The following is a 12,933-nucleotide window of genomic DNA, read 5'->3' on the forward strand; positions in this document are numbered from 1 at the left end:
ATGCTTGAGTGACCGACTGATATCTGTGCCAAGGGCAACGCTCGCAACAAAGTGGAATCATATTCAATGGAAATCAAAGTTAATTTTCTCGACAACTTGAGACTAGAAGCCAAGTTCGATGACTTTACAGTCACCGCCGATCAGCCTATTCGTTATAAAGGTGATGGCTCTGCACCGAGTCCATTTGATTACTTCTTAGCCTCGTCAGCGCTTTGTGCTGCTTACTTTATCAAGGTGTACTGTAAGGCGCGTGATATTCCAACAGAGAACATCAAACTGTCGCAGAACAACATTGTTGATCCTGAAGATCGCTATAACCAGATTTTCCAAATCCAGGTTGAGTTGCCAGACGATATTTCAGATAAAGACCGCCAAGGCATTTTGCGCTCAATTGAGCGTTGTACCGTGAAAAAAGTGGTACAAACTGGCCCTGAGTTTAAGATTGAAACTGTTGAAAACCTAGATGCAGATGCCAATGCAATGCTGATGGGGCAAAGTGATAGCGATGCTAGCACCTATATTTTGGGTAAAGATCTGCCACTTGAGCAAACCATTGCTAATATGACTGGTATGCTTGCCGATTTAGGCATGAAGATTGAGATTTCATCATGGCGCAACATTATTCCTAATGTATGGTCGCTACATATTCGTGATGCGGCATCACCTATGTGCTTTACCAATGGTAAAGGCGCGACGAAAGAGAGTGCACTATGTTCGGCATTGGGCGAATTTATCGAGCGTCTAAACTGTAACTTCTTCTACAATGATCAGTTCTTCGGTGAAGAGATTGCTAATAGCGAGTTCGTACATTACCCGAACGAAAAATGGTTTGCGTTGGAAGACGACGACTCATTACCTGCTGGCATGCTTGATGAATACTGCTTAGACATTTATAACCCAGAAGGTGAACTTGCGGGTTCTAACCTGATTGATACCAACTCGGGTAATATCGACCGCGGCATTTGTACTATTCCTTACACCCGTCATTCAGATGGCGAGACGGTTTACTTCCCATCAAACCTGATTGAGAACTTGTTCTTAAGTAACGGTATGAGCGCGGGTAACAATATCCAAGAAGCGCAGGTTCAGTGTCTGTCAGAGATCTTTGAGCGTGCGATTAAACGCCAAATCATCGAGCAAGAAATTGTCCTGCCAGAAGTGCCAATGGAAGTACTCGAAAAGTACCCAAGTATCTTAGCTGGCATTAATGGTCTTGAAGAGCAAGGCTTCCCGGTAGTGGTTAAAGATGCATCATTAGGTGGTCAATTCCCGGTGATGTGTGTGACCTTAATGAACCCGAAAACCGGTGGCGTATTTGCCTCATTTGGCGCGCATCCAAGCTTTGAAGTGGCGTTAGAGCGCAGCTTAACCGAGCTATTGCAAGGTCGTAGCTTTGAAGGTTTGAACGATGTGCCAAAGCCAACCTTTAACAGCATGGCGGTAACTGAGCCTGAAAACTTTGTTGAACACTTTATCGATTCAACCGGTGTGATTTCATGGCGCTTCTTTAGCAGCAATGCTGAGTTTGATTTCTGCGAATGGGATTTCTCTGGTACCAACCAGGAAGAAGCTGACAGCTTATTTGGCATTTTGGCTGACTTAGGTAAAGAGGTTTATACCGCTGAATTTAACCAGTTAGGTGCGTCAGCATGTCGTATGCTAGTACCTGATTTTTCTGAAGTGTATCCAGTTGATGACTTGATTTGGGATAACACCAATAAGGCGCTGGAGTACCGCGAAGATATTTTAAATCTGCACTCATTAAGTGATGAAGAGTTAGTGGACTTAGTGAATCGTTTAGAAGAAAGTCAGCTAGATAACTACACCGACATTCGCACCATGATTGGTATTGTGTTTGATGAAAATACCGTTTGGGGTCAGCTAACTATTATCGAGCTTAAGATCTTAATCTATCTAGCACTTGGCGCCGCAGAAGAGGCGATGGAGCTAGTCGATAGTTTCTTACAGTTTAACGACAACACCGTTGAGCGTGGCTTATTCTATCAAGCGGTTAGTGCTGTGCTTGAAGTTGAGATGGACGAAGAGCTTGAGCTTGAACACTTCATCTATAACTTCAAGCGTATGTTTGGTGAAGAAGTGATGAATAATGTCGTTGGTACTGTTAATGGTGACGTGCGTTTTTATGGTTTAACTAAAACCAGCATGGCGCTTGAAGGCATCGAGCCACATCTAAGACTGATTGAAAGCTATAAAAAGCTGCACAGTGCACGAGCGAAAGCGGCTCAGTAGAGCCCAGTCTTAATCGCTAAGTGATAGGTCTTTATACTGTTTAAGCCATATTGGGCTTAAAACAATAGTAATAAGATAGTTGAAAGCGGATCTTTTGTATTTTACAGAAGGTTCGCTTTTTTGTTTATGCTGCTGATACGGACCCAGTGTCAGGATAGGTTGCATCGGCAAGATTGAGTACAACTCTTAATAACAAAAAGTTATTGTTATCAGAAAATATCATAATTATTCATCTTATCTAAATTGTCTTAATATGACGGCCATAATCTCTTAGCAAGAGACAAACTAGCAAGAGCCGCATATCGCATTTGGGCTAGACCCTGATGGTTACCAAATAGAACTGATCCTGTTGGATTAAAGCCGGATCAGTAGCGTAAGCAGATTAATAGCCAATTTAGGCGAACAAGATAGCCATGCAGCAGAGCGCGTCTATAAGAGTAAATACAGCGGGTTATTGATAAGGAACTTAAGATGAAAAATGCATTATTTCAGTCCGTACAGCTTGGCCGACATACTCTTAATAACCGTATTGTGATGCCACCAATGACCCGCTCGCGAGCGAGTCAGCCGGGTAATGAAGCTAACGATATGATGGCCACTTATTACGCTCAGCGAGCATCGGCGGGTCTAATTGTTGCCGAAGGCACGCAAATCTCACCAATGGGCCAAGGTTATGCTTGGACGCCTGGTATTTATAGCCCATCGCAAATTGCCGGTTGGAAGAAAACTACCGACGCAGTACATGCAAAAGGCGGAGTGATTTTTGCTCAATTATGGCATGTAGGTCGTGTTACTCATCCTGATAATATTGGCGGCGAGCAACCTATCTCTTCATCAGCATTAAAAGCTGAAGGCGTTAAAGTGTTTATCGATAATGGTACTGAGGAGCCAGGTTTTGTTGAGGTGGTTGAGCCACGAGCAATGACCAAGGACGATATTGAACAGGTTATAGGTCAGTACCGACAAGCTGCATTAAATGCCGTAGAAGCAGGTTTTGATGGCATTGAACTGCACGCAGCTAATGGTTACTTGGTGAATCAGTTTATTGATTCTGAAGCTAACAATCGCACCGATGAATACGGTGGCAGCATTGCAAATCGTTTACGCTTTTTAGATGAAGTCGTTGCCGCCATGGTAGATGCTATTGGCAGCGACAAAGTGGGTGTGCGTTTAGCGCCATTTACGTCACTCAATGGCACTGTGGATGCGAGCCCTGAAGAGACGTATACCGCAGCGGCAGCGCTGCTCAATAAGCATAGGATTGCCTATTTACATCTTGCTGAAGTGGACTGGGATGATGCGCCAGAAACACCAGAAAGCTTTAAACATGCAGTGCGTGCAGCATTTGATGGTATTTTGATTTATGCCGGTAAATATGACGCAGACAAAGCGGCGCAAACCATTGCTGATGGCCTTGCCGATATGATTGGTTTTGGTCGTCCATTTGTGGCTAACCCAGATTTACCTAGTCGCATAAAGCATGGCTATCCTTTGGCCGCTCATGATCCGGCAACCTTGTTTGGCGGCGCTGAAAAAGGCTTAACGGATTACACTGAGTATAATCTGTAGCGTTAATAGCGGTTCTTACTTTAAAATAGCACGACAAGCCAATAGCAATCCCATGTAAATGGGATTGCTATTTTTGTTATTAGCACGGTGAAAGAATTACTTTTCACCCATGCTATACCCCCTAATCCCATTTGCTAATTGGCTGTAGGCCTTCTATTTAAGAGTGCTATTAATGCGCGGAGTGTTGTATCTATTTATCGCCACCTTGTTGGCCGCTGTGGGGTGGGTAGCCTCAAAAATTGTGGTGCAATCGATGCCTGGCGAGGTCTTTATTGGGACGCGTTTTATATTGGCAAGCCTGATCTTGGTGCCATTTTGCTATAAAAGCTTGCTTAAATTGAGCTTGAAGCAAGTGCTATCGGCTTGTGGTGTCGGTGTATTTCTAGGCGGCGCATTGCAGGTTTGGATATACGCAGTGTCGATCAGTGAGAGCTTATCTGAAGGCGCGTTTATCATGAGCTTAGCGATGATTATAGCCCCGCTTACGGCTTGGTTACTGTTTCAAATTAAGCCTAACCGCGCCTTTTGGATTGCACTGCCCGTGAGTATTAGCGGCATGATGCTACTTAGCCTAACCAACGGCTGGAATATGCAAGTGAGTCAGTTGTTGTTCTTGCTAGCATCGTCTTTACTGTCGGTACATTTCGTGCTGAATAAACGAATCAGTGGCAGCTTAAAACCGCTTGTTTCTATCTGCTTGCAGCTGTTTGTTGTGGGGGTTGTGGGCGTGGTATATGCGATTTTTACTCAGCCTCACACCATAGTGTTTTCGAGTAACCTGATTATCTGGTTTGCCATATCTACCTTAATCGCAACGTCTGTGCGATACCTATTACAGACGATGGGTCAATATAAGGTGAGTATGGAAACCGCCGCGCTTTTGATGATCTTAGAACCGATTTGGACGCTGATCCTTAGCGTGATAGTGCTAGGCGAATCCCTTGAAAGCCAAAAGCTTATTGGTGGTGGGGTGATATTTTTATCCTTACTTATCTATATCAAGCTTTCTAGATACTATGCCAAGGTTGAGCAAGTAAAAGCCGGACAAGTTGAGGCGGGAAAGAAGGTCCTAGGTGCGAGCTCCTAGGAAGAGCTGAGACGTTACATGAGATGGTTTTAGAAGAGTGGAACGGCCTAGCGAACGTGACTAGGTCACTACAGAACGTTTCGATTATGGGACGAGTAAGGTCTTAGGTTCTAGAAAAGGCAAAGAAAGGTGCTAGGGAGTACTGAGACGGTACAAGCTGAGACTAGAAACTGTGATAAAAAAGCCAGCGTTAATCGCTGGCTTTTTTGCGGCTAGAATACAGTTTGCTATTGAAACCTAGCCAATAAAAATCATGAAGCCTTTGAGGATCAACGCGTTAACGATATCAACAAAGAAAGCGCCCACAATCGGTACCACCATAAAGGCCTGTGGTGATGGGCCTGTTCTTGATACTAGCGCACCCATGTTCATCACTGCAGTAGGCGTTGCGCCTAAGCCAAAACCGCAATGGCCCCCCGCCATTACTGCTGCATCATAGTTACTGCCCATTATTCTGAATGTCACAAAATAGGCAAAGAGCGCCAGCACGGCTGTTTGTACCACTAAGATGGCAAGTAGCGGTATGGCGAGATCAAAGATCTCCCAAAGCTTTAAGTTCATTAAAGCCATAGATAAAAACAGCGCTAGCGAGACTGAGCCCAGTACGTCAACACATTCACTGTTGATTTTGTAGCCGCGAGATATTTCAGTTAAGTTGGTAATCATTACGCCAATAAACAGCGCATAGACAAACTCAGGCATCTTGAGCCAGCTCGCTCCTAGGGCTTCAATAATGGCGCTAGTCCATTTCGCGCCCGCGACACACAACAGCATGATAAACAGGACTTCTAATACACTTTTAGCTGTGACTCTGTCCTCTTCAAGCTGATCATAAGTTACCAGATCTGGGTGATCGGTATGATGATTTCCACCCACACCGTAACTTGATACTAAGTTATTTTTATTAATAAGCCGTTGCGCCACAGGTCCGCCGATAATCCCGCCCATGACTAAACCAAATGTGGCAGCAGCCATAGCAAACTCTAAGGTATTGACACCATATTCACTTTGGAAGGTATCCGCCCAGGCCGCGCCGGTACCGTGGCCACCTGAAAGGGTAATAGAACCTGCTAGTAAGCCCATGAAAGACTCTAGACCCAATAGGTTCGCTAAGCTAATGCCGACGATATTTTGAATAACGATAAACAGTGAGGCGACACCGAGAAATTGGAATACTTTACTACCGCCCTTGAGTAATAACTTATAGTTTGCGGCTAATCCTACGGTGCTAAAGAACATCAGCATTAGGGTGTTTTGCATCGAGAGGCTAAATGCCACTGTGATATTGTTAAAGTGCAGCACAGTGATAAGGGCTGCAATTAGAAGCCCACCAACAATGGGTTCGGGGATATTGTATTTCTTAAGCAGTGGAACATAGCGGTTAACCGTATGACCTATGAAAAGCACCAGAATCGCAATTAAAAACGATTCCAGTTCGCCAATGGTAAAGACTGTATTCATATGACTCCTAGAAAATAGATAAAGGCGTTATAAAAAAAACACCAGTTTGTTGCTAACTTTTTATTTTTATTGATTTATTTTTATGGCTATGCCTTTGTGGCTGAATATACTGCCACACTTATTTATGTTTTAGATATCCCATATATAGAAAAAACGCGGAGTTTTCACATTAATCTTTTTTTATAAATTGTCCGCAACAAACCCCAAGTCTATTAGGCTCTTAGTTACAGAGGATAAAGCGTTTAACGCTGATATTTTGACTATACTTGAATGATTCAATTTTGCTCTTTTGGTAGCAGCAGCTTGAAATGTTACCGACAGAGCTATAGTTACTTAGACAGTTTCTTAGACAGTTACTTAGACAGTTACTTAGTCAATTACTTAGTTAATTACTCATTTATTCAGTTGCTTAGGTTAAGCTAAAAGGAGTTTGAAGATGACAGCCACACAACTAGTCAGTGTACTGCTAGTATCGACCTCGTTGGTGCTCGCACCAAGTGCAGTAGCAGAGCCACCACAAAAAGCCGAAAAACAAGCGCAAAAAGAATTGAATAAGGGGCAGCAAGAGCTAGACAAAACGCTGCGAAAAGAAGAAAAACAGGCAGCTAAAGAGGCGCGCGAGGCAAGAAAGAATGCCGATAAGTATGATCGTGAAGCACGTAAAGCGGCTGATAAGGACATGAAAGCTGCTAAGAAAGAAGCACAAGACGCTAGAAAGGATACCGATAAGTATGATCGTGAAGCACGTAAAGTGGCTGATAAGGATATGAAAGCAGCTAAGAAAGAGGCACAAGACGCTAGAAAGGATGCCGATAAATACGAGCGTGAGGCCCGCAAAGATATGAATGAGGATATGCGCAGGGCTGACAAGGATGCGATCGAGGCGAGAAAAGATGCCGATAAGTATGAGCGTGATGCCCGTAAAGATATGAGCGAGGATATGCGCAGGGCTGACAAGGATGCGTTCGAAGTGAGAAAAGATGCCGATAAATATGAAAATGAAGCCCGTAAAAAAGCCGATGAACTTAAACGCGAAGTTGAAAAAAAACCTATCCCACAATAGAAGCAGAGCAAAGGTATGTTTATGCCGATAGGCTGGCAACCTATAAAATAGGACAAATAATAAAGCCAGCAATTAATTGCTGGCTTTCAAGATTAACTCTCGTTTTATTCTAGCTAAGCTTATATAAGAAGGCTAAAAGTTGCTGCTTACCATCGCGAACCCGATATAGGATGTCCATGATAGGTTTAATTACCTGATTTGTCGCTTTTAGGTTGCGGCGTTCATTACGCAAGCTTAGGCCGTAAACGGTCGACATGATTGTCCCAAGAACAGAAGCGCAGATAAGGTACTCGCTACTATAATAGGCCGCTGTAACCGTTAACCCCAGTCGTAGTGCCACCACAAATTAGGCGCTAAAGCAGGTCTTGTCATAGTTGACCACAGACTGTGGCATCTGCGCTGGGCTCTTACGAGGGCTCGCAGCCTTTATCGGTTCCGCCGTTGGGGCTTGGCTACTGGCGCAACTTAGTTGCTCGCATACGACTATTTCACTTGCTGATTTAGTAGTGGTTTCGGCTTTAACGTCTATGTTATTAATGCTATTAACGACTATGGCATTAAGAGTGACGATCGGTTCTTGCTGTGCTTGTTGAGACTGACCACCGTGAAAGCAGTACTTGGCATGATTGTGCACTCGGCTTTCGCAGCAATATTGATAGCAGCTATCATTCATAAGCCTTATTTAGGCTTGCATTGCCAAGATTGGTTGTTTTCAAATTAACTCTGAAATATGTGAAGTTAATCACTCATGGTTAAGGGGCTCGTAGCCTACAATATCGCCATCTCGTAATGTCATATCATAATCAATAAGTCGTCGTCGGCAGAAAGCATATTTCTGGCGATTAAGTGCGTGCGTTTTTTACTAAAAAGTTAGCGCGATACACTTTATACCTACTGTTTGGGGCGCAGATTCGCTGAGTTAAAGATGGAAACAATCTATTCATGAGTACCGCAAGCAACAAACCCAACTCTGTTGGTAACGACAACCTTGACGCAGCCGCAGCTGATGCCGCGCAGGTGCCAGCTAAAGGCGGGTTGCTAGAGCGCTTTTTTAAACTATCAGCCCATAACACTACAGTATCAACCGAAGTCATTGCCGGCATCACCACCTTTATGACCATGGTTTATATCGTATTTGTGAACCCGCAAATCCTTTCTGCAGCAGGAATGGATGCCAGTGCGGTATTTGTGGTGACTTGTATGATCAGTGCGATTGGCTGTATTGGTATGGGCTTGATTGCTAACTTACCGATAGCATTGGCACCAGCCATGGGGCTGAATGCGTTTTTTGCCTTCTCCGTCGTAGTCGGTATGGGCGTCAGTTGGCAAGTCGGTATGGGCACCATTTTTTGGGGCGCAGTCTGTTTTGCCATCGTGTCCTTACTCGGGATCCGCTCGTGGATCTTAACTAACATTCCCAAATGTCTGCGCATCGGTATTCCTAGCGGTATTGGCTTACTGATCGCTATGGTCGGTTTTAGTAACGCGGGGATAGTGGTGGCAAGCCCTGCAACTATGATCACGGTCGGTGATTTGAGCTCGCTACAATGTGTCTTGGGCGCGCTAGGCTTCTTTATTATCGTTATTTTGGCCTCTCGCGGCATTCATTCTGCAGTGCTGGTGTCTATTGCTATTGTGACCGCCATAGCGGCCTTGATGGGTGATATTGAGTACACCGGTATTGTGTCTATGCCGCCGAGCATTGCTAATACCTTCGGTCAGTTAGACTTGGCTGGATCACTTGATGTGGCGCTGATGGGCGTTATTTTCTCATTTGCCTTGGTGAGCTTGTTCGATAGTTCTGGCACCATGATAGGTGTAACAGAGAAATGTGGTTTTACCGATAAACGTGGTCGTTTTCCGCGTATGAAGCAAGCGTTGATTACTGACTCTGCAACCTCTGTGGTTGGTGCCTATATGGGCACATCTACAGTGACCGCTTACATTGAAAGTTCTGCCGGTGTTGCTGCTGGTGGCCGCACAGGCTTAACTGCAATCGTTGCGGGTCTGCTGTTTATCCTGGTTATTTTCTTCTCGCCACTGGCGGCAATGGTTCCAGGTTATGCGGTTGCTGGCGCCTTGGTTTATGTGGGGATTTTAATGTCATCTGAACTAGCAAAAATAGATGGCAAAGACTTAACTGAGTCAGCTCCAGCCTTTATTACTGCAGTGATGATGCCATTTACCTTCTCTATCACCGAAGGCGTTGCGGCTGGCTTTATTACCTATTGCGTGTTAAAGCTAGGTACAAATCGCTGGCGTGAAATTCACCCAGGGGTGGCTATCGTTGCACTACTGTTTATTTTCAAATTTGCTTTTGTTGATGGTCATTAATCACTCCCGTGTTAATGAGTAGCTTGTAAAAAAGCGTTAAGCATAAAAAAAGGCTCAGAAGGTAATCCTTCTGAGCCTTTTTTATAGCCGTGGCTTAGTAGTCACTAGGCAATTATTTTTCAACCACCATCTGGCCCTTTACCCACACCTTACGGATGTTTTGGCGACTATTGAGGGTGATGATTTTCTCAAGCTTATCTTTAGCACTGTCCATTTCATCGAGGATAAAGATGTTGCTGTCAGTGACGCAGGTATCAACCACCAGCGCATCGAATTCAAACCCTGGCTGGAACAAGCCTACCTTGACATCAATGGCTTGTCCGCCGCCAACCGTTGCCATCCAATAAGACTCTAAGAATGAAATACGACTGCCGCTTTCACCGCGAGTATCAGCTGGCAAATAAGTTGAAGTGCCATCTTCGCGTACGCGAGAGTGATTCACGGCATCTAAGCAAGTGTGGAATATAGATGGGATTGGCGCGCCAGCTAAGTCGCTACCTAGACCGCATTTTAGTTCGTTATCTAAAATCTCTCGAGTCTGCATTGCCGCATTGGCAAAGTACATGTTAGATAGCGGGCAGTGGGCAATACTTGCGCCTGTAGCCTTAATCATTTGGTGATCTTCTGGGGTTAAAAAGATCGAGTGCGCCAAAATGGTTTTGCTGGTCATTAAGCCAAAATCGTTATAGATCTCAACATCTGTCTTGCCGTACATCTGTTGGCTATAATCCCGTGCCCAGTCGCTCTCAGAGCAGTGGGTTTGCACATGACATTGGTATTTTTGTACTAATGTGCCCAGCCCTTGTAGCATTTCACTGGTGCAGCTTGGCACAAAACGCGGGGTGACAACCGGTGATACTAACTGATGCTCGTTGCCTTCAAGTGCCAAGACTTGCTTAATAAAGTCTTCGGTCTCGATAAGGGCATCTTGGGTAGATGCTTCGATATAATATGGCGGACATTGGCTGGCTTCATCCATATTGACCTTGCCAACATAGCCACGCTGGCCTTGCTTTACACATTCACGAGCAAGCTCAACTGAAGTGTCTTTGTGGATAGTGGCAAAATACACGGCGCTGGTGGTGCCGTTAGCGAGCAGTGATTGCACTAGCTCTGGATAAACTTTCTTGGCAAAGCCCATATCTTCAAACTTGGCTTCAAGCGGGAAAGTATAATCTTGCAGCCAATCGTACAGTGGCAGATCTAGCCCTTTCCCCGCTTGTGGGAATTGCGGCGCATGTACATGTAAATCGACCATACCGGGCATGAGATATTGAGTAGGACTCAATTCTATGAGTTGCTTATTGTTCGATAATGCACTTATTTGCTGGTCAAAATCGACGTTTTTTCCTGTGAGAACGGATTTAATAATACCGTTATTATCGACCAAGATTAGCGCTTGAGCTGCGTACTCAAAATCACCTTTCACAGGACAATGAAAATACTGTCCTAATACACCAAATTTAATCTCAGACATCAGTATGCATCCATCTTATTGTTTGTAGGGTTATATCAATCAGTATAAGAAGTTGCTCTACTCAGAGCGGTTTTTGGCAAACTAATTCAAGGCGAATAGCTGAAAGAATGGTTATTCCCTTGTAAAGCTGTTCAACGCAGAAGTAGGCAGCCAAAATCGCTCCAGAATGGCGAGTTTTAGCGGCTCAGCTGCTGTGACTCTTAATGAACAAGAGGGAGCTAAACTTTAGTTCAACTATGATCTTCACTCATCGCAAACCACATGGTCTTGTATGTTCCAGACATACATAAGACATTTCCTCCATCCTTGAAGGTCAGATGTGGTGAATGTCATTCATGCTGGAGCATTTAATGACCTTGCCTCATAACCGCTAAATTCTCGCTGAGCGACCAAATCTTTAAACTGATTGGTATTATCACGGCGGGAGTATTACATGCGCGCAATCAGATTGAGTAAAATAAGCCGCGTTTTGTGACTAAGCTAATAGACTCAATATGCAGACGATTAAAATGCAGCCAGTGAAATAGAGATAAGCGTTCATTTAGCCACAATAGATACATTCGTTGGCTTATTCATTTTACAGTCTTTTCATCAGAAGCTAGGATCTGTAAAGTACGCCACATAGTAGGCTTTGGGTCATATGGTCCATTTGCTAAGTAACGAACACAAGAGTATTGAAGATGAGTGACGAGCAAAAAGTTATCGATAATTTGGATGACCTAAGACGTTTATTAGTGTCGATTGAAACGGGTGGTTTGGGTCTTGAAGGTGTAGCTGGTGTTGGCATGGCGACTAATAATGCCGATGGTCGTCACTTTGTTGCCGTATTTGATAATAACCATAAGCTGTTACATGCCCGTTGGGTAACCGATGAAGTGTATGAAACTGGCAAAGATATGGTGCGTGACGGCGTGACCGGCAAACACTAAATCCGTTATTTTATGGATAGATTATGGAAGCCCGAGCTTAATGAGTTTTGGCTTTTTTATTGCACCTTTTACAGTATTAGAAAGTATTAGCAATGCCCGAAATTCTAATTTTGCTCGCAGTCTTTATTACGGTATTGGATTACACTTTCGGGATATTCTGTTTTAGAAACGTTCCCTACAACAACGTTTTCAATTAAAACGTTCCCAACCAAAATAATAGGTAGTTGCAATGCAAACCGCTGAAAAATTTATTGAACATCTCGAATTAGAACAACATGTTGAAGGTGGCTATTTTCGCTCGTCATATCGCTCAGAGCAGCAGTTCGATGACACAAGGGCACTGTGGACGAGTATTTATTTTTTATTGCGTACAGGCGAAGTATCGAATTTTCATCGCTTAACGGCGGATGAGATGTGGTATTTCCACGCAGGTGAATCATTAACGATTTATATGATTGATGAGCAAGGGGAGCTGACCAGCGCACAATTAGGCTTAGATATGGCTGCGGGCGAGCGCCCACAATTTTTAGTCCCTAAGGGCTCTGTTTTTGGTTCGGCGATGAATAAGCCAGGCTTTTCACTGGTCGGTTGTATGGTTTCTCCAGGTTTTACCTTTGATGATTTTGAGTTGTTTAGCCAAGAAACCTTGTTGACGGATTACCCGCAGCATCAAGATATTATTAAGCGTTTAAGCCGTAGTGGTGTCGGTAGCTAGTGATGACTCTCTAATTATGACAGTCTAAGAATGATTGCCTAAGTGTGA

At 44.1% G+C, this 12,933-nt stretch carries 11 protein-coding genes; 7 read left to right on the top strand and 4 right to left on the bottom strand.

Translation table 11 applies throughout. The features are described from left to right. The first annotated feature begins 66 nt into the window (after nucleotides 1-66). The 3 genes from ACVBIO_RS12005 to ACVBIO_RS12015 all read left to right on the top strand — a co-directional run bounded on the left by ACVBIO_RS12005 (nucleotide 67) and on the right by ACVBIO_RS12015 (nucleotide 4,906). Nucleotides 67-2,250 (top strand): OsmC domain/YcaO domain-containing protein, encoded by a 2,184-nt coding sequence (locus tag ACVBIO_RS12005; protein ID WP_447160692.1) that lies wholly within the window; start codon nucleotides 67-69, stop codon nucleotides 2,248-2,250. Nucleotides 2,251-2,721: 471 nt separating this feature from the next. Then, nucleotides 2,722-3,819, top strand: coding sequence for an alkene reductase (locus tag ACVBIO_RS12010; protein WP_447172705.1), 1,098 nt, complete (start codon nucleotides 2,722-2,724; stop codon nucleotides 3,817-3,819). Nucleotides 3,820-3,991: 172 nt separating this feature from the next. Further along, complete coding sequence (locus ACVBIO_RS12015; RefSeq protein ID WP_447172706.1) at nucleotides 3,992-4,906, top strand: DMT family transporter; 915 nt, start codon at nucleotides 3,992-3,994, stop codon at nucleotides 4,904-4,906. Nucleotides 4,907-5,143: 237 nt separating this feature from the next. Here the strand turns inward: ACVBIO_RS12015 and gltS are convergent, their stop codons facing one another. After that, the gene (gene gltS, locus ACVBIO_RS12020; RefSeq protein ID WP_447163980.1) at nucleotides 5,144-6,367 is read right to left on the bottom strand and encodes a sodium/glutamate symporter; all 1,224 of its coding nucleotides are present in this window, start codon (nucleotides 6,365-6,367) and stop codon (nucleotides 5,144-5,146) included. A gap of 436 nt (nucleotides 6,368-6,803) precedes the next feature. On the opposite strand from gltS, the gene ACVBIO_RS12025 reads away from it, so the two are divergent. Further along, nucleotides 6,804-7,430: a hypothetical protein gene (locus ACVBIO_RS12025; protein ID WP_447163979.1), complete on the top strand. Its 627-nt coding sequence runs from the start codon at nucleotides 6,804-6,806 to the stop codon at nucleotides 7,428-7,430. A 109-nt stretch (nucleotides 7,431-7,539) separates the two neighbouring features. On the opposite strand, the gene ACVBIO_RS12030 is transcribed toward ACVBIO_RS12025, so the two are convergent. Both ACVBIO_RS12030 and ACVBIO_RS12035 read right to left on the bottom strand, forming a co-directional pair. Next, nucleotides 7,540-7,686 (bottom strand): hypothetical protein, encoded by a 147-nt coding sequence (locus tag ACVBIO_RS12030; protein WP_447172707.1) that lies wholly within the window; start codon nucleotides 7,684-7,686, stop codon nucleotides 7,540-7,542. Between the two features lie 90 nt (nucleotides 7,687-7,776). Then, nucleotides 7,777-8,103 carry a hypothetical protein gene (locus ACVBIO_RS12035; RefSeq protein ID WP_447160698.1) on the bottom strand — a complete coding sequence of 109 codons (327 nt, stop codon included), beginning with the start codon at nucleotides 8,101-8,103 and terminating at the stop codon, nucleotides 7,777-7,779. A 362-nt stretch (nucleotides 8,104-8,465) separates the two neighbouring features. Here ACVBIO_RS12035 and ACVBIO_RS12040 point away from each other — a divergent pair, with 362 nt between their 5' ends. Next, nucleotides 8,466-9,764: an NCS2 family permease gene (locus ACVBIO_RS12040; protein WP_447163997.1), complete on the top strand. Its 1,299-nt coding sequence runs from the start codon at nucleotides 8,466-8,468 to the stop codon at nucleotides 9,762-9,764. Between the two features lie 112 nt (nucleotides 9,765-9,876). Here ACVBIO_RS12040 and guaD read toward each other — a convergent pair whose 3' ends face one another. After that, nucleotides 9,877-11,241 (bottom strand): guanine deaminase, encoded by a 1,365-nt coding sequence (gene guaD / locus ACVBIO_RS12045; protein WP_447172708.1) that lies wholly within the window; start codon nucleotides 11,239-11,241, stop codon nucleotides 9,877-9,879. A gap of 680 nt (nucleotides 11,242-11,921) precedes the next feature. Between guaD and ACVBIO_RS12050 the strand changes: the two genes are divergently transcribed. Then, nucleotides 11,922-12,170 carry a hypothetical protein gene (locus tag ACVBIO_RS12050; RefSeq protein WP_447160700.1) on the top strand — a complete coding sequence of 83 codons (249 nt, stop codon included), beginning with the start codon at nucleotides 11,922-11,924 and terminating at the stop codon, nucleotides 12,168-12,170. A gap of 229 nt (nucleotides 12,171-12,399) precedes the next feature. Next, complete coding sequence (locus tag ACVBIO_RS12055) at nucleotides 12,400-12,885, top strand: cupin domain-containing protein (protein ID WP_447172709.1); 486 nt, start codon at nucleotides 12,400-12,402, stop codon at nucleotides 12,883-12,885. The last annotated feature ends 48 nt before the right edge of the window (nucleotides 12,886-12,933 follow it).

The organism is Shewanella sp. 0m-8 (assembly GCF_052977265.1).

What these genes read in the sequence shown, in the direction of transcription:
- ACVBIO_RS12005 (WP_447160692.1), top strand. Translation starts at nt 67, where the DNA reads ATGGAAATCAAAGTTAATTTTCTCGACAACTTGAGACTAGAAGCCAAG.
- ACVBIO_RS12010 (WP_447172705.1), top strand. Translation starts at nt 2,722, where the DNA reads ATGAAAAATGCATTATTTCAGTCCGTACAGCTTGGCCGACATACTCTT.
- ACVBIO_RS12015 (WP_447172706.1), top strand. Translation starts at nt 3,992, where the DNA reads ATGCGCGGAGTGTTGTATCTATTTATCGCCACCTTGTTGGCCGCTGTG.
- gltS (WP_447163980.1), bottom strand. Translation starts at nt 6,367, where the DNA reads ATGAATACAGTCTTTACCATTGGCGAACTGGAATCGTTTTTAATTGCG.
- ACVBIO_RS12025 (WP_447163979.1), top strand. Translation starts at nt 6,804, where the DNA reads ATGACAGCCACACAACTAGTCAGTGTACTGCTAGTATCGACCTCGTTG.
- ACVBIO_RS12030 (WP_447172707.1), bottom strand. Translation starts at nt 7,686, where the DNA reads ATGTCGACCGTTTACGGCCTAAGCTTGCGTAATGAACGCCGCAACCTA.
- ACVBIO_RS12035 (WP_447160698.1), bottom strand. Translation starts at nt 8,103, where the DNA reads ATGAATGATAGCTGCTATCAATATTGCTGCGAAAGCCGAGTGCACAAT.
- guaD (WP_447172708.1), bottom strand. Translation starts at nt 11,241, where the DNA reads ATGTCTGAGATTAAATTTGGTGTATTAGGACAGTATTTTCATTGTCCT.
- ACVBIO_RS12050 (WP_447160700.1), top strand. Translation starts at nt 11,922, where the DNA reads ATGAGTGACGAGCAAAAAGTTATCGATAATTTGGATGACCTAAGACGT.
- ACVBIO_RS12055 (WP_447172709.1), top strand. Translation starts at nt 12,400, where the DNA reads ATGCAAACCGCTGAAAAATTTATTGAACATCTCGAATTAGAACAACAT.